The 15389-nt window shown below is 60.8% G+C and carries 15 protein-coding genes; 8 read left to right on the top strand and 7 right to left on the bottom strand.

What is annotated here, in order from left to right; translation table 11 throughout:
• The first annotated feature begins 74 nt into the window (after nt 1–74).
• The gene (gene coaBC, locus FHT86_RS18000; protein WP_133708192.1) at nt 75–1286 is read left to right on the top strand and encodes a bifunctional phosphopantothenoylcysteine decarboxylase/phosphopantothenate--cysteine ligase CoaBC; all 1212 of its coding nucleotides are present in this window, start codon (nt 75–77) and stop codon (nt 1284–1286) included.
• Here the strand turns inward: coaBC and FHT86_RS17995 are convergent.
• Nucleotides 1273–2088 (bottom strand): class II glutamine amidotransferase, encoded by an 816-nt coding sequence (locus FHT86_RS17995; RefSeq protein ID WP_133708191.1) that lies wholly within the window; start codon nt 2086–2088, stop codon nt 1273–1275. The genes coaBC and FHT86_RS17995 overlap by 14 nt on opposite strands.
• A 631-nt stretch (nt 2089–2719) precedes the next feature.
• On the opposite strand from FHT86_RS17995, the gene otsB reads away from it, so the two are divergent.
• Together otsB and otsA are read left to right on the top strand one after the other, a co-directional pair.
• On the top strand, nt 2720–3514 hold the full coding sequence (otsB, locus tag FHT86_RS17990) for a trehalose-phosphatase (protein ID WP_133708190.1): 795 nt from the start codon (nt 2720–2722) through the stop codon (nt 3512–3514).
• Between the two features lie 44 nt (nt 3515–3558).
• Nucleotides 3559–4974 (top strand): alpha,alpha-trehalose-phosphate synthase (UDP-forming), encoded by a 1416-nt coding sequence (gene otsA, locus FHT86_RS17985; RefSeq protein ID WP_133708189.1) that lies wholly within the window; start codon nt 3559–3561, stop codon nt 4972–4974.
• Here the strand turns inward: otsA and FHT86_RS17980 are convergent.
• Entirely contained in the window at nt 4943–5854 is a 912-nt protein-coding gene (locus FHT86_RS17980; protein ID WP_133708188.1) for a choline sulfate utilization transcriptional regulator, read from the bottom strand. The genes otsA and FHT86_RS17980 overlap by 32 nt on opposite strands.
• 99 nt (nt 5855–5953) lie before the next feature.
• On the opposite strand from FHT86_RS17980, the gene FHT86_RS17975 reads away from it, so the two are divergent.
• From FHT86_RS17975 to FHT86_RS17965, 3 genes are all read left to right on the top strand, one after another.
• On the top strand, nt 5954–6901 hold the full coding sequence (locus FHT86_RS17975; RefSeq protein ID WP_208116669.1) for a choline ABC transporter substrate-binding protein: 948 nt from the start codon (nt 5954–5956) through the stop codon (nt 6899–6901).
• Between the two features lie 20 nt (nt 6902–6921).
• Nucleotides 6922–8436, top strand: a complete 1515-nt coding sequence (gene betC / locus FHT86_RS17970; RefSeq protein WP_133708187.1) for a choline-sulfatase — start codon at nt 6922–6924, stop codon at nt 8434–8436.
• A 62-nt stretch (nt 8437–8498) separates the two neighbouring features.
• Entirely contained in the window at nt 8499–8708 is a 210-nt protein-coding gene (locus FHT86_RS17965) for a molybdopterin-binding protein (protein ID WP_133708186.1), read from the top strand.
• Between the two features lie 3 nt (nt 8709–8711).
• Here FHT86_RS17965 and tsaA read toward each other — a convergent pair whose 3' ends face one another.
• The 4 genes from tsaA to FHT86_RS17945 form a co-directional block, all read right to left on the bottom strand.
• On the bottom strand, nt 8712–9236 hold the full coding sequence (tsaA, locus tag FHT86_RS17960; protein WP_133708185.1) for a tRNA (N6-threonylcarbamoyladenosine(37)-N6)-methyltransferase TrmO: 525 nt from the start codon (nt 9234–9236) through the stop codon (nt 8712–8714).
• A 34-nt stretch (nt 9237–9270) separates the two neighbouring features.
• Complete coding sequence (locus FHT86_RS17955) at nt 9271–10296, bottom strand: iron ABC transporter substrate-binding protein (protein WP_133708184.1); 1026 nt, start codon at nt 10294–10296, stop codon at nt 9271–9273.
• 135 nt (nt 10297–10431) lie between these two features.
• Nucleotides 10432–11664: a GGDEF domain-containing protein gene (locus FHT86_RS17950; protein ID WP_133708183.1), complete on the bottom strand. Its 1233-nt coding sequence runs from the start codon at nt 11662–11664 to the stop codon at nt 10432–10434.
• 211 nt (nt 11665–11875) lie between these two features.
• Nucleotides 11876–13459 carry a peptide chain release factor 3 gene (locus FHT86_RS17945; RefSeq protein WP_133708182.1) on the bottom strand — a complete coding sequence of 528 codons (1584 nt, stop codon included), beginning with the start codon at nt 13457–13459 and terminating at the stop codon, nt 11876–11878.
• A 91-nt stretch (nt 13460–13550) separates the two neighbouring features.
• On the opposite strand from FHT86_RS17945, the gene dut reads away from it, so the two are divergent.
• Together dut and FHT86_RS17935 are read left to right on the top strand one after the other, a co-directional pair.
• Nucleotides 13551–14021 carry a dUTP diphosphatase gene (gene dut, locus FHT86_RS17940; RefSeq protein WP_133708181.1) on the top strand — a complete coding sequence of 157 codons (471 nt, stop codon included), beginning with the start codon at nt 13551–13553 and terminating at the stop codon, nt 14019–14021.
• Nucleotides 14021–14914 carry a GNAT family N-acetyltransferase gene (locus tag FHT86_RS17935; protein ID WP_133708180.1) on the top strand — a complete coding sequence of 298 codons (894 nt, stop codon included), beginning with the start codon at nt 14021–14023 and terminating at the stop codon, nt 14912–14914. The genes dut and FHT86_RS17935 overlap by 1 nt, the downstream gene beginning before the upstream one ends.
• Here the strand turns inward: FHT86_RS17935 and FHT86_RS17930 are convergent.
• Nucleotides 14911–15381 (bottom strand): Lrp/AsnC family transcriptional regulator, encoded by a 471-nt coding sequence (locus FHT86_RS17930; protein WP_166656854.1) that lies wholly within the window; start codon nt 15379–15381, stop codon nt 14911–14913. The two genes, FHT86_RS17935 and FHT86_RS17930, sit on opposite strands and share 4 nt — an antisense overlap.
• Nucleotides 15382–15389: the final 8 nt, after the last annotated feature.

The raw sequence follows: 15389 nt of genomic DNA, 5'->3' as shown, positions 1-15389 counted from the left end.
CCGCCACTGCCGATTGCCTATTGTGTGCCAAAGGCTTAGGTTCATGACCATAAAACAGGCGACGGGTTCGGGCCATGGTTCTCGCGGGAAAACGCATCCTTCTCATCATTTCCGGTGGCATCGCGGCCTATAAGAGCCTCGACCTCATCCGGCGGTTGCGCGAACGCGGCGCCACCGTCCGCCCGATCATGACGTCGGGAGCACAGCAATTCATCACCCCGCTTGCCGTCGGCGCACTGGCCGCAGACCATGTCTTCACCGATCTGTTTTCCCGGCAGGACGAGCAGGATGTAGGCCATATCAGGCTGGCGCGTGACTGTGACTTGGTGCTGATTGCACCGGCGACCGCCGATCTCTTGGCCAAGATGGCGAACGGCCTAGCGGACGACCTCGCATCGACCGTGCTGCTTGCGACCGACCGGCCCGTACTCGCAGCGCCTGCCATGAATCCCAAGATGTGGGCGCATCCGGCGACAAGGCGCAACATCGAGACACTGAGGGGCGACGGCATCCGCTTTGTCGGCCCCATGGCGGGCGAAATGGCCGAGAGCAAGGAGGCCGGCACCGGCCGCATGGCCGAGCCGCTGGAGATCGTCGCCGCCGTCGAAATGCGGCTGGATGACGGAGCAAGGCCGCTCGCCGGCAGGAAAGCTGTCGTCACTTCGGGTCCGACGCACGAGCCGATCGACCCGGTTCGCTATATCGCCAATCGTTCCTCCGGCAGGCAAGGCCATGCCATCGCCTCGGCGCTCGCCGCCCTCGGCGCCGACGTTACCCTCGTCTCCGGGCCCGTCTCCATCCCCGATCCGATGGGCATGCACGTCGTTCACGTCGAGCGGGCGGAAGAGATGCGGGATGCCGTGCTTTCCGCCCTTCCTGCCGATATTGCTGTGATGGTCGCGGCCGTCGCCGACTGGCGCGTCGCCTCCGCCGCCGATCAGAAAATCAAGAAACACCCGGGCGAATCCATCCCGACGCTGGCGCTTACCGAAAATCCCGACATCCTGAAAACCGTCGGCCATCACACCCAGCGGCCGAAGCTCGTCATCGGCTTTGCCGCCGAAACGCAGGATGTGGAGGTGAATGCCAGGGCGAAACTGGAGCGCAAGGGCGCAGACATGATCGTCGCCAACGATGTCTCGCCGGCAACCGGCATCATGGGCGGCACGCGCAACAGCGTGAAACTTATTCGCCATAACAGCGTGGAACAATGGCCCGATCTTGAGAAGGATGAAGTGGCGGCGCGTCTGGCGGCTTTGATCGCCGAACAATTCAAGCAGGGATAGGGGCGGCCGCATTCGGTTCGGCGGATGCGCGCTTTTCCGGCTGGAAGGGCGTGATGTGGACGCCCATATCGTCGATCAATACGGCACTGCCATCCGGAATTTCCGTCCAAGCATCGACGTCGTCGTTCAGCGGCTCCGACACGAGGCAATAGCCGATGCCGACAGGCGAGGCATAAAGCGTCGGCGCCTTACGGTCGGTAGCGTAGCGCACTGCATGCAGCGACTTTCCATCGGAAAAAGCGGCCGTGAAGCGCACCAGCGCCGAACCGGTCAGATGGACGGATAGGCCTTCGACAAAACTGATCGTTTCCGAAATCGCGGCAACCGGATTGGTCGCAAGACCGAACTGCAGTGCGAGCAGGAACAGTAGCTCGGAATCCGTCGTGCCGCTGCGGGCCTGAAACAACTGATCATCGAGCATGGCTTCCATCGGCCGGCGCAAGCGATCGAAATTGGAGATCTGTCCGTTGTGCTGGAAGGACCAGTTCTCATGCACGAAGGGATGGCAATTGTCGCGACGCGTGCCGCCGCCGGTCGCAGCGCGGACATGGGCGAGGAACAGCGGCGAACGGATCTGCCGCGCCAGACTCTTCAGATTGCAATCGGACCAGGCCGGAAGGATATCGCGATAACGGCCGGGCTCCGGCCGGTCGCCATACCAGGCGATGCCGAATCCGTCGCCATTGGTTGCTGTCTTGGCGCGCGTTGCGCAATGGGATTGTTCGATCAGGGAGTGGGCAGGCGAGGACACCAGCTCCTCCAGATAGAGGGGGTCTCCACGATAGGCTGCCCAGCGACACATGCGTCTTTCGCTCCAATTCCCGCTTGCTTCCTGTCTTGCGGGAGAATGTCAAAATCAAGGACGATTGTTCGTGCGGAATAGGTAATAAACTCTTAATTTACCAAAGGATTGATGGGCAAGATGACAGATATTTGACGGTTCGTCCGATCACATTTTTGCGTCGCAGCATTTTTCTTTTGTGAACATACCTCTTTAAGGCGGCATGCCCTACTTTCGTGCAGATATCATGTACAAGTTGCACGAACCTGCGTTTCCAAGCGACACGAAGAGTGAAGCACCTCACCTTTATGCACTCTTGAATTCGGTGAAATTTGAGTTACGTTAGGCATATTATCAACGTAACGAAAGGAAGGTGATCCAATGTCTAGTGAGATTTCGGTCCGCGTAGCAGGCATGGAAATGGGTGTGAGCGTTGCGAGGCAGCCCTCGCTCTGATCAAAGCCTTCCGGAAGCGTTTGGCGCTTCAGGCCAGTTACGGGCCAAAACTCATGGAAGGGTCGCTTCGCGCGGCCCTTTTTTGCATCTATCGGTTGCTGGTATTGCGACGCTTCGGGTTATCGTTCCCGGAATAAACATCTGTTGCGGTCGTTTTTCTCTTGCCGAACGACAAGCGCGCCATAGCTAACTCTCCATGACTTACAAGGAACAGCCCGAACAGGGTGAAGCCGAACCGACGCCGCCGAATGAGCCGGCGCTCGCAGCACTCTCATTGTATCCGCAAGAATGGGCGCTGTTCCTCGATATCGATGGAACGCTGCTCGATCTCGCCGAGACGCCGGACTCAATTGCCGTTCCTCCGTCCCTACCCTTTGCCCTTCATGCGCTCTCCCGCCAGCTTGGCGGCGCGCTGGCACTGATAACCGGGCGCGCGGTTTCCTTTGTTGATCCTCTGTTTGCTCCGTTCCGCTTCCCGGTCGCCGGCCTGCACGGCGCCGAACGGCGGGATGCGGCAGGGCGATTGCGGCGCGCGCTGGTTCCGCATGCCTTCCAGGAGATGAAACGGCTAATCGCGCAGGAGGCCGAGGCCTGGCCCGGCGTTCTCGTGGAAGATAAGGGTGCGGCGGTCGCAGTTCACTACCGGCTGGCACCGGAGCGCGAAGCCGACATTGCCGAAGCGATGCAGCGCTATCTGCAAGAAGCCGGCCCGGACTGGGTCCTGCAGCACGGCAAGCTTGTGGTTGAGATCTGTCCGGCGCACGCCAGCAAGGGACATGCCATCGAAGCCTTTCTCAACGAGACGCCCTTCAACGGCCGGCGGCCACTCACGATCGGTGACGACGTCACCGACGAAACCATGTTTGCCGTCGCGAACCGCCTCGGTGGCCAGTCCGTGCGCATCGGCCCGCCAAACGGCAAAACGCTGGCCCGTGCATCCATTCCTTCGCCTGCGCGTTTAAGAGAGATACTCGCGTCCCTTGCGACGTAGGCATTCTCGGCGCCCCGCCGTGCCGCATTTGAAAGGACCATCTCGTGAGTCGTCTCATCGTTATTTCCAACCGTGTCTCCGTTCCGGACAAAAAAGGCACCGCCGCCGGCGGTCTTGCCGTGGCCCTGCGGGCTGCGCTCGAAGAGCACGGCGGGGTCTGGATGGGCTGGTCCGGCAATTCCAGCGGCGACAAGGAGCCGGAGCCGCTGTCTTTGGCGGACCACGGCAACATCACCTATGCCCTGACCGATCTCACCCAGACCGACGTTGAGGAATATTACCATGGCTTCGCCAACCGCGTGCTCTGGCCGATCTGTCACTACCGGCTGGATCTCGCCGAATATGGTCGCAAGGAGATGGACGGCTATTTCCGCGTCAACCGCTTCTTTGCCCATCGCCTCGCACCGATGATCAAGCCGGACGACGTCATCTGGGTGCATGACTATCATCTCATTCCGCTGGCAGCCGAGCTTAGGCAGATGGGCCTGAAGAACCGCATCGGCTTCTTCCTGCACATTCCCTGGCCGCCAGCCGATGTGCTCTCCATCATGCCGGTGCATCAAGAGATCATGCGTAGTCTCTCCGCCTACGATCTTCTCGGCTTTCAGACGGATCATGATCTCGAAAACTTCGCCAGTTGCCTCAAGCGCGAGGAGATTGGCGATGAGATTGGTCCCGGCCTCTTCAGCGCCCATGGACGGACATTCCGCGGAGGAGCCTATTCGATTGGCATCGAGACCGCCGCTTTTGCCGAATTCGCCCGCAAGGCTGCGAGCAACAACATGGTGCGCAAGGCGCGGCAGAGCGTCGAGGGCCGCGACCTGATCATCGGTGTCGACCGGCTCGATTACTCTAAGGGGATTACCCAGCGCATCGAGGCTTTCGAGCGTTTCCTCAGCGACAATCCGGCCTATCAGCGCCGCGTCACCTACCTGCAGGTCACGCCGAAATCGCGCTCCGAGGTGCCGGAATACGAGGCGATGCAGAATGCCGTCGCCGAGCAGGCCGGTCGGGTCAACGGCGCGATCGGCACGGTCGACTGGGTGCCGATCCGCTACATCAATCGCTCGATCAGCCGCCCGGTGCTCGCCGGCCTCTACCGGCTGGGCAGGATCGGCCTGGTGACGCCGTTGCGCGACGGCATGAACCTCGTCGCCAAGGAATATGTGGCCGCCCAGGACCCGGACGATCCCGGCGTGCTGGTGCTCTCGCGTTTCGCTGGTGCTGCGCGTGAGCTGAAAGGCGCACTGCTCGTCAATCCCTATGACATCGAGGCAACCGCCAATGCTATGGCGCGGGGGCTCACCATGCCACTGGAAGAGCGGCAGCGACGCTGGCGGGGGATGATGGATCACCTGCTCGAATACGATGTCGTGCGCTGGTGTGAGGATTTTCTGAAAGACCTGACAGAAGAGCCGGCACCACCGGTCAACCAGGTGACATTGCGGCTGCTTCCCTGACCAGCCATTCCGTCAGCCGCTCGGCATGCACGCTCTGCAACTTCGGCGGCAGAAGCCAGTAACCGCGGTTCGGCGCGTCCAGCACCGGACCGGCGGTCACCAGCATGCGCCCGGCCAACAGCGAATCCACCAGCCCCATCCAGCCGAGCGCCAGCCCCTGCTCGCCGATCGCCGCCTGAACGACCAGTGAATAGGTGTTGAACCGCAGATCACCATGACCGGCATAGGCGTCTCGGCTGATGCCAAGTTCGGCGAAGTAGCTCTTCCAATCGAACCAGGGTGATGGCGTTTCCGTGTCCAGATGCACGAGCGTCGCCCGCGCCAGGCTGCTTGGATCGCCGAAAGGACCATATTTATCGACGAAACCTTGCGCACAGATCGGCGCTACTTTCTCAGGCAACAACAATGCTGCTTCCGGCCCAAACTCGTCCCGTGCGCCGAAGACGACGGCGACATCGCCGCTATCCGAATGGCCGCGCTCCTGTCGCTGCGTGGCGACGATCTGGATATCGAGCTCCGGATGAAGCAAGCGAAAGCGATGCATGCGCGGAATCAGCCAGAGCGCCGAAAAGGCATAGTCGGTCCGCAGCCGCACCGCCGGACGCTCCGCCTCGGCACGGAAGCTGCGCACCAGGGAATCGACGCCACCAACCGCCTTCTCCACGATCTCGAACAGACGACGGCCTTCCGAGGAGAGCTCGACACCGCGATGCTGACGGTGAAAGAGGGCGACACCCATCTGCTCCTCGATCCGGCGGATCTGGTAGCTGACCGCCGGCTGGGTCAACCCTAGGCTTGCCGCCGCGGACGACAGGCTGCCCGAGCGCCCCACCTCGACAAAAATTCGCAGCCATCCGAGGTCCACCGACCGTTCAGCCATAGAATTTCCTTATGTCATCCATTGAAAAAAGCCTGCTTCACAGGCCGAATGCTACTGATGTTCAATAAAATGAGCAAATATTAAGAGGGAACTTTCGTCATGCGAATTTCTGCCATGGGCCGGCTTGCCGCCGGGGTGCTCTTTTCCGCATTGTCCTTCGCCGGCGGTGCCAAAGCGGATGGCGATTCCTGCCGTACCATCCATCTGTCCGACCCGGGCTGGACCGACATCACCTCGACAAACGGCGTCACGGGTGTGCTGCTCAGCGCGCTCGGCTACGAGCCTGATATCACGACGCTCTCCGTGCCGATCGGCTATCAATCGATGAAAACGGGCGAAATCGACGTCTTCCTCGGCAACTGGATGCCGGCGCAGAAAGCCTTTGTAGACGACCTCAACAAGGCGAAAGCCATCGAGGTGCTGAACCGCAACCTTCAGGGCGCGAAATTCACCCTCGCCGTGCCGACCTATATCGCCGACAATGGCATCAAGGATTTCGCCGACCTGCAGAAACATGCCGACGACTTCGATCATAAGATCTACGGAATCGAGCCCGGCGCGCCGGCAAATGCCAACATCCAGAAGATGATCGACGCCAACGATTTCGGCCTGAAGGGTTGGGAGTTGGTGGAATCGAGCGAGCAGGCGATGCTGTCGCAGGTCGAGCGTGCCGGCAAGGACAAGCAGGCGATCGTCTTCCTCGCCTGGGCGCCGCATCCGATGAACGAGCGCTTCCAGATTGCCTATCTCGCGGGCGGTGACGCCTACTTCGGCCCGGACTACGGCGGCGCGGAAGTCTACACGCTGGCGCGCACCGGCTGGTCGGCCGCCTGCCCGAACGCCGCGAAACTGTTCCACAACCTGACCTTCGACATCGGCATGGAGAATTCGCTGATGGGCTCGATCCTCGGCGGCGAGGATGCGAAGACGGCGGCGACGGCTTGGCTGAAGGCGCATCCGGAAGCCTTGACGCCTTGGCTCGCCGGCGTGACGACCATCGACGGCAAGCCGGGCGTCGATGCCGTCAAAGCTTCACTTGGCCTTTGATCCTGTCGAGGAAATCCAACATGACGCGTCCGAATATCCTTATCCTCATGGTCGATCAGTTGAACGGGACACTATTCCCCGACGGTCCGGCCGATTTTCTCCACGCACCCGTGCTGAAGGCACTAGCGCAACGCTCCGTGCGCTTCGCCAACGGCTATACGGCAAGCCCGCTCTGCGCGCCGGCGCGGGCCTCCTTCATGTCCGGGCAACTGCCGAGCCGCACCCGCGTCTATGACAATGCCGCCGAATTCGCCTCCGACATCCCGACCTTCGCCCATCACCTCAGGGCAGCGGGCTACCAAACGGCGCTTTCCGGCAAGATGCATTTCGTCGGGCCGGACCAGATGCACGGCTTCGAGGAGCGGCTGACCACCGATATCTATCCTGCCGATTTCGGCTGGACGCCGGACTATACGAAGCCGGGCCAGCGCATCGACTGGTGGTACCATAATCTCGGCTCGGTGACCGGCGCCGGTGTCGCCGAGATCACCAACCAGATGGAATATGACGACGAGGTCGCCTATCACGCGACCCGCAAACTGCTCGACCTGTCGCGCGGCCATGATGAGCGGCCGTGGTGTCTGACCGTCAGCTTCACCCACCCGCACGATCCCTATGTCGCCCGCCGCCGCTTCTGGGATCTCTATGAAGGCTGCCCGGCGCTCGACCCCGAAGTGGCGGAAATCCCCTTCGACAAGCAAGACCGGCATTCGCAGCGACTGATGAAGGCGAGCGATCAAACGGCCTTCGACATCACGCCCGAACAGGTGCGCCGGGCGCGGCGCGGCTATTTCGCCAATATTTCCTATGTCGATGAAAAGATCGGCGAAATCCTCGACGCGCTCGAGCGCGGCCGCATGGCCGACAACACCATCGTGCTCTTCGTCTCCGACCATGGCGATATGCTCGGCGAACGCGGGCTGTGGTTCAAGATGAATTTCTTGGAGGGCTCGGCCCGCGTGCCGCTGATGATCGCCGCTCCCGGCTGGAAGGCAGGGCGCGTCGATCAGCCGGTATCGACGCTGGACGTAACGCCGACGCTCGCCGGCCTTGCGGGGCTGGACATTGGATCGCTGCGGCAATGGACCGACGGCGAGGACTTGGCACCCCTGGCCCATGGCACGGGAAGCCGTGGGCCGGTACCGATGGAATATGCAGCAGAAGGGTCGGAAGCGCCGCTCGTCGGCTTGCGCGACGGCCGCTACAAGCTGACGCTCTGCGACAAGGACCCGCCCCTGCTTTTCGATCTCGACGCCGATCCCAAAGAGTTGACCAATCTTGCCGACGATCCCGCACACGCCGAAATCCTGACACGGCTGACCGCGCAGGCAAGGCAGCGTTGGAATCTCGCCGCCTTCGACGCCGCCGTGCGCGAAAGCCAGGCGCGGCGATGGGTGGTCTATGCGGCACTGCGCAACGGCGCCTATTATCCCTGGGATTACCAGCCGCTGCAGAAGGCGTCCGAGCGCTATATGCGTAATCACATGGACCTGAACGTGCTGGAAGAGAACCAACGTTTTCCGCGCGGAGAATAAGGTTCTTGTGGCGAGATTTTCCGACCGCGATATAGTCGCTCCGATATATCGGAGGAACGTTCATGAAAATCAGCGCACGCAACCGTCTCAAGGGCAAGGTCGTCGAGATCACCAAGGGTGCCACGATGGCCCATGTCCGCATCGATATCGGCAATGGCTCGATCGTCACATCGTCGATCACCAACGAGGCGGTCGATGAGCTGGGTTTGACGGTCGGCGCTGATGCCTATGCCGTCATCAAGGCGTCCGATGTCATGGTTGCTGTCGACTGAGTTTCACGCTTTTTGGCAGTAATGCGCCGTTCCCTCGTCGCCGGTTTGGAAATCGCCGGGCTGTGGCGGCGCGATCGGTTTGAACAGGCTCCGATCCGGCTTGAGGTCGAGAAGCGGCGTGCCATCGAGGCAATCGAGACCCCGCACGAGCAAGACAGCACCTTCGACCGCCTCCAGTTTGACGATAGACGTGCCGATCGGATTTGGCCGCACCGGCGAGCGCAGCGAAAATGTGCCGTGCACCTTGCCATTGCTGGCTGGGCTTTGCAAAACGAGATCCCGGCGGGAACGGTCCAACCAATAGAGAATTTCCAGCCGCTCGAAGGCCTCCACGCCCTTGAGCGCCGGCACCCATGGCTCGAAAATCTCGATTCGGCAAAGCGGTCCATCATGCCGGCCCTGGCGCGGTGTCTCGATCCGTGAGGTCCATGGCGTCGAGATGCGGCCGATGAAGACAAGACCGGCATCGGCTGGCGCCGGCGGTTCGATCGCCACTTCGTTTTCACGAATTTCATTCTCGCGGACCATTATTTTTTCCTTCCGAAGCAAATGCGCGGCGGTATCATTCAGCCCTTTTCAGAAGCGCCGTCACCTGATCATCCGTCAAATCCACCTGATAGAACAGCTTATAAAACCCTCGGACATCGGCGGAGAGATCACTCTTGAAAAGCTGCGGATAGAGCAGCATCTCCAGCCAACGCAGGCCGATCAACCTGTTAACGCCAGGCGGTGAATCGAACCAACCGAAAGGCAATGACGGCTGCACAAACACCCTGCCGTCCTTAACCGCCTTGATGCCGGCCCATTGCGGATCGCTTTCGATGGCGGCTGCGAATTTGCCGTCCTCGGCGAAGATCACATCTGGATTCCACGCGACGATCTGCTGTGGCGTTACTTGCGTCAGTCCGCCCTTGCCGGCGGCGGCCGCGACATTGACGGCACTGGCCGTGTCGAGGATTTCAAGATTGATCGAACCAGCCGACCCTGTCTCTAAACCATCTGCACCGCGGCCATAATAGACCCGCGGCCGTTGAGCGTCGGGCAGCGTCGCCAGTTTGTCGTTGAAGTCCTTGATGGTGGCGTCGGCATAGTCGGCCAGTGTCTTGGCCCGACCCTCTACGCCGAGGATATCGCCGACTTCGCGCAGCGTCTCGCCGGTGCGTGCAAAACTACCATTTATCAGCACGTAGGGTATGTGGGTCTCGTCCTGCACCTTGTCGGCTAGCGCGCTATAGGTGGCATCGACCGTGCCGACATCGAGAATAATGTCTGGTTTGGCGGCTGCCACGGCCTGTGTGCTGATGGTCCCACCCTTGCCAGTCAGGCGACCGATGGTCGGCAAATTGCGGACCGAGGGAGAGAGATAGGCTTTTGCCGCATCGCTGGGCGTGCTTACCCAGCCGGCAAGCTTATCCGGCGCCAGTACATAAACGAGAGCAGAGGCGGGTGGACCGGCGACCAAAACGCGGTCGATCCTGTCGGGGATTTCGACCTTGCGCCCGGCGGCGTCGGTGATGAGCCGCGCTTCCACGGTAGCCGGCAGAATGCCGATAAAAATGAACGCTAAGGCCGCGAAAAATTTTGCCATGACGAACCGCCAGCCGTGATGAAGGGAACCGGATGGTGGCACTATGGCATAGCGCTATATTCGATGGAATATCGCGGATGCGCGATTTCCGGCTTGGGAATGCCGGAAATCACTGGGAACGAGCCGAACTGGCCGTCAGCCAGCCAACAACGTGGAGGCGCCGGCTCCGTCGTCGCTCCGAATTCCCTGGAACGACTCGCCACTGCGGCCATGAAACATCGACACCGTGTTCCGACCGTTCCGCTTCGCGTCATAGAGTGCCGCATCCGCACCTTTAAGCAGATCGTCAAGCGACCATTCCGACGGTTTGCCATGAGCCACGCCGAGGCTAGCTGTGACAACATGTCCGTCGCCGAGCCCGCGGTGTTGAATACCGAGGGATTCTATCGCCGCCCTCGTCCGCTCCGCTATCGCCTGTGCCTCGTCGCGGCCGGCATTGATCATCAATACGAGGATTTCCTCGCCACCAAAGCGGAACGTTTCGCCCGCACTGGCCACCTCGCGCAAAATGCACTGGCAGACGGCGCGGATACAGTCGTCGCCTTCGATATGGCCATGAACATCGTTGAAGAGCTTGAACCTGTCGATATCAAGCATGATTACTGCGACCGAACCAGTGGCCCTTTCCTCGCGCCAGATGGAATCGCGAATCCGGGCCAGCGAATGGCGATTGAGAAGACCGGTGAGCTCATCACGTTCCGATTTGCGTTCTAGCTGCGCATGCAGCAGTCCGCCGCGCAGTTGATGCAGGAAATTCAGGCGGTCCGTGCGCTCCATGAAATAGGCGCTCATCGCCAGAAAAATAGCGAGGGTGATGTAGAAGGTGACAATCCCCGTGTAGGTAACGTCATCAAACGACCCGTTCAACTTCGTCGTTGTGAATTGCACGGTGCACATCAGCACAAGGCCGATCACGATGGTCGGAAAGCGCGGCCGCAACGCAATGACGAAGAACAAGAACGCGGCTACGTTGCCGTTCTGATAGACGAACAGGTACTGGCTATGACTGTAGACAGCAACGGACATTGGCAAGAGAACCCCGAGCAATGCAACAGCAATAGCCAGCAGGTCGTAATTCCCTGCGGTCGGCCAGCGCCTCAAGGCCAGTACGCTGAACAGGGCAAATGGCGTGAAGATTCCAAACCGCACGACAACGAGTTCGGAGAACACGTCGGCCATCATCGTGGCGTCGCCGAAAAATACCATATCGTAGATCAGTGTGCCGATCACAGCCCAAATGGCTGCGAGCTTGACCCGGTTTGCCGCGTAGTCGCGAAGGAAGGCCGCCTCTATGGCCGGCGCAAAGCGTAGTAGCCGAAATCCGTTGCCGATTTGACGATCAACGTCCTCCAGCGTCACGACGCCCATCATCGACTCTCCGGTTTATGGAACAGACTTACGTTACCTAACAACAAAGTCTGAATACGCCCCTAAAGATTGATGGTGTATGCGCTTTGTCTCTGCGGTCGGGTTCGGGAACGCCAGACGCGCGAGAGAAAGTACGTTGAGATAAGACCGATGCGCAGGCTGCCTCGGATACGAGGCTGACGCTGGTTATCCTTACAACAAGCCCCCGAAATCACGCCGCCTTGACGGCGTGATACTCCTTGATAGCGACCATTTTGATAGCCGGGTAACGTTCTGCCTCGTAGCGCAGCGAAAAACCGTCCTGGGCAAGGAAGACCGGGTCGCCATCGAGATCGCGGGCGATGTCGCCGCGGCGGGCGGTAACGAACTTGTCGAGGTCGGCGGTTTGGTCGGCGGAAATCCAACGGCAGACGGAGAAGCGCGACATTTCGAAGGAGACCGGCAGGCCATATTCGGCCATCAGCCGCTCTTTCAGCACATCAAGCTGCAGCGCGCCAACGACGCCGACGATGGCCGGCGAGCCGTCTTCCGGCGAGAAGAGCTGCACGACGCCCTCTTCCGCCATCTGTTGCAGCGCTTCCTTCAGCTTCTTGGCCTTCATCGCGTCTTCAAGGCGGACGCGGCGCAGGATTTCCGGCGAGAAATTCGGCACACCCTGGAAGACGAGCGACTCGCCCTCCGTCAGCGTATCGCCGATCCTGAGCGTGCCGTGATTGGGAATGCCGACGACATCGCCGGCATAGGCCGTGTCGGCAAGCTGGCGCTGCGAGGCGAAGAAGAACTGCGGCGCGGTCAAGCCAAGTTGCTTGCCGGTGCGCGACAGTCGTGCCTTCATGCCGCGTTCCAGCTTGCCGGAGCAGATGCGCGCGAAGGCGATGCGGTCGCGATGGTTCGGGTCCATGTTGGCCTGGATCTTGAAGACGAAGGCCGTCATCTTGTCGTCGGTTGCCTGCACCGTCCTTATATCGGCGACCTGGTCGCGCGGCGGCGGCGCAAAGTCGCCGAGCGCGTTGATGAGATCGCGGACGCCGTAATTGCGAAGGGCCGAGCCGAAGAAGACCGGCGTCATATGGCCTTCCAGGAATGATTCCCGGTCGAAGGGACGGCAGGCTTCGATCGCCAGTTCCGTTTCCTCGATAAAGGCTTGCCGCTCGTTTTCCGGCAGCCGATCGGCGACGGCCTGCGGGCCATTGACCCGGGACGCCTCCACCTCTTTATCGGAGCCGCGAACGGTATTGTCGGCCAGATGATAGGAGCCGCAGAAGCTCTTCGCCCGGCCGATCGGCCAGGTGACCGGCGCGGTGTCCAGCGCCAGCTTCTCTTCCACTTCATCGAGAATTTCGAAAGGATCGCGGCTTTCGCGATCCATTTTGTTGATGAAGGTGATGATCGGAATGTCGCGCATGCGGCAGACTTCGAACAGCTTCAGCGTCCGCGGCTCGATGCCCTTGGCGGCGTCGATGACCATGACGGCAGCATCGACGGCGGTCAGCGTGCGATAGGTGTCGTCGGCGAAGTCTTCGTGACCGGGCGTATCGAGAATGTTGAAGACATTGCCGTCATATTCGAAGGTCATGACCGAGGTGACGACCGAGATGCCGCGCTCGCGCTCGATCTTCATCCAGTCGGACCGCGTCTGCATGCGATCCTTCTTCGCCTTGACCTCGCCGGCAAGCTGAATGGCGCCGCCGAACAGCAGCAGCTTTTCGGTGAGCGTCGTCTTGCCCGCGTCCGGGTGGGCGATAATAGCGAATGTGCGGCGGCGGGAGACCGCCTCGGCGAGACTTTCGGCCATGCTTGTGAATCCTGTGAATTGCGGCCGTATCTAGCGATTCAAAGCCCGGATTGCAATTGACCTTGGCGGTTCCAGCACAAACTAATGCAGCATGACCATTCACACCGATACACGTCCGACGCTGAACCTCATCCGCCTGGCCCACGGCCAGGGCCTCGACCTGCCCGCCTATGAGACCAAGGGCGCGGCCGGTATGGACTTGCGTGCAGCGGTTGGGGAGGCTGCGACCCTGACCATCGCGCCCGGCAAACGGGCGCTGGTGCCGACCGGCTTCATATTCGAAATCCCCGAGGGTTTCGAAGCCCAGATCCGCCCGCGCTCCGGCCTCGCCTTCAAGCACGGCATAACCTGCCTCAACACGCCCGGCACGGTCGACAGCGATTATCGCGGCGAAGTGAAGGTGCTGCTGATCAATCTCGGCGACGAGCCCTTCGACATCACGCGCGGCATGCGCATCGCTCAGATGGTGATCGCCCCGGTAACGCAAGCGCGCGTTGCGGAAATCGCCGAAGTCAGCGAAACAGCGCGCGGAGCCGGCGGTTTCGGATCAACGGGCGTGTAATGGCGAGCACGCCGAACAGCGAACGCCTGATCTTGCGCCAGGACTATTTTAGCGATCCCGCGGCCTGGTCAGCTCTTGTGGACCTGCTTCAGGATACCTTTTCCATCGACATCGGCCTTCAGGATCAATTCGGTGGCCCCGACCCGACCAGCATGCCTTTCGGCTATTTCGATGAAACAGGCCGGTGCGTCGCAAATTTCAGCGCCTTTTCCATGCCGCTGGTCATCAACGGCCGACTGGTCAGGGCGGCGGGCTATCAGTCGGGTGCCGTGCGGCCTGAATGGCGTGGGCAAGGGCTTTATCGCGACCTCATGCAGCGCGCCTTCGCAAGAACCAAGGCCGAGGGTTTCGAGCTCGACATCCTGCTGACGGACAAGCCCGTTCTTTACGAGCGCTATGGCTTCCGGACCTTCCCGCAACACGTTTTCGTTGGGGCGCCGCCGGAAACGGCTGGATCATGTCCGGGCGCAAGGCACCTATCCTTGCAGGATCCAGGCGATCTCCGCCTTATGAAGACGCTGCTGCAAAATCGTACTCCCGTTTCCCGGCGCTTCGCCGTTGTCGGGCAAATGGAGATGTTTCACCTGAACGCTTGCTTCGATCCCGATATCCGCCTGACTTTGGTTGCAGATACGGCTGTTGTCGCCTGGAAGTTCGATGGTGGTATTCTTCGGCTTCTCGATGCGGCCGGTGCGACCATTCCGCCTCTAGCTGCGATCTCATCTGCACTCGATCTCCCCGCCGAACGGATCGAGGTTTGCTTCTCGCCGGATCGACTGGATTGGGACGGCACGCCCGAGCCTTATGGAGGCTACACTTCGCTGATGATACGCGGCCAAGCTGCCAACAACATCGACGGACCGATCATGTTGTCGCCGATGGCGGAATTTTAACGGGAAAGAGGCGGCAGTCTCCGTTTGACCGGGGTCGCCTTGACCATCGACGTATTCGTTTCGGCACGCTCGGCGATCTTGTCCAGGATGCCGTCCAGTTCGCCCATCGAGCGCACCACCAGGCGGCCGATGAAACAATCGTCTCCGGTGACCTTATCGCATTCGATGAATTCAGGTGTCTCCTGGATGATGCGCTCGACCACATGCAATTGACCGGGTAGCGGCCGGACGCGGACGATCGCCTGCAGCGAATAACCGAGCGCTTCTGGCGCGATATCGACGGTGAACGCCGCTATGACGCCGCGCTCCTCCAGCCGGCGCAGCCGCTCGGCAGCGCTCGGCGAGGACAGGCCAGCCACTTCGGCCAGTTCCTTCAGCGAAATCCGCGCATTGCGCGCCAAGGCCTCCAGCATGCGCTGGTCGATTATGTCGATCTCCGCGGCCGCGTTAGGTACACTCACATTCATGCCTCATA

The organism is Rhizobium sp. BK313, from assembly GCF_014193655.1.
GTDB lineage: Bacteria > Pseudomonadota > Alphaproteobacteria > Rhizobiales > Rhizobiaceae > Rhizobium.
The sequence above is the reverse complement of the archived record's forward strand: the minus strand, read 5'-3'. Positions and strand labels throughout refer to the sequence as shown.

Excerpts from the sequence above, each read along its gene's own strand:
- FHT86_RS17995 (WP_133708191.1), bottom strand. The coding sequence starts at position 2,088 with ATGTGTCGCTGGGCAGCCTATCGTGGAGACCCCCTCTATCTGGAGGAG.
- betC (WP_133708187.1), top strand. The coding sequence starts at position 6,922 with ATGACGCGTCCGAATATCCTTATCCTCATGGTCGATCAGTTGAACGGG.
- coaBC (WP_133708192.1), top strand. The coding sequence starts at position 75 with ATGGTTCTCGCGGGAAAACGCATCCTTCTCATCATTTCCGGTGGCATC.
- FHT86_RS17955 (WP_133708184.1), bottom strand. The coding sequence starts at position 10,296 with ATGGCAAAATTTTTCGCGGCCTTAGCGTTCATTTTTATCGGCATTCTG.
- FHT86_RS17945 (WP_133708182.1), bottom strand. The coding sequence starts at position 13,459 with ATGGCCGAAAGTCTCGCCGAGGCGGTCTCCCGCCGCCGCACATTCGCT.
- FHT86_RS17975 (WP_208116669.1), top strand. The coding sequence starts at position 5,954 with ATGCGAATTTCTGCCATGGGCCGGCTTGCCGCCGGGGTGCTCTTTTCC.
- dut (WP_133708181.1), top strand. The coding sequence starts at position 13,551 with ATGACCATTCACACCGATACACGTCCGACGCTGAACCTCATCCGCCTG.
- tsaA (WP_133708185.1), bottom strand. The coding sequence starts at position 9,236 with ATGGTCCGCGAGAATGAAATTCGTGAAAACGAAGTGGCGATCGAACCG.
- FHT86_RS17965 (WP_133708186.1), top strand. The coding sequence starts at position 8,499 with ATGAAAATCAGCGCACGCAACCGTCTCAAGGGCAAGGTCGTCGAGATC.
- FHT86_RS17950 (WP_133708183.1), bottom strand. The coding sequence starts at position 11,664 with ATGGGCGTCGTGACGCTGGAGGACGTTGATCGTCAAATCGGCAACGGA.
- FHT86_RS17980 (WP_133708188.1), bottom strand. The coding sequence starts at position 5,854 with ATGGCTGAACGGTCGGTGGACCTCGGATGGCTGCGAATTTTTGTCGAG.
- FHT86_RS17935 (WP_133708180.1), top strand. The coding sequence starts at position 14,021 with ATGGCGAGCACGCCGAACAGCGAACGCCTGATCTTGCGCCAGGACTAT.
- FHT86_RS17930 (WP_166656854.1), bottom strand. The coding sequence starts at position 15,381 with ATGAATGTGAGTGTACCTAACGCGGCCGCGGAGATCGACATAATCGAC.
- otsB (WP_133708190.1), top strand. The coding sequence starts at position 2,720 with ATGACTTACAAGGAACAGCCCGAACAGGGTGAAGCCGAACCGACGCCG.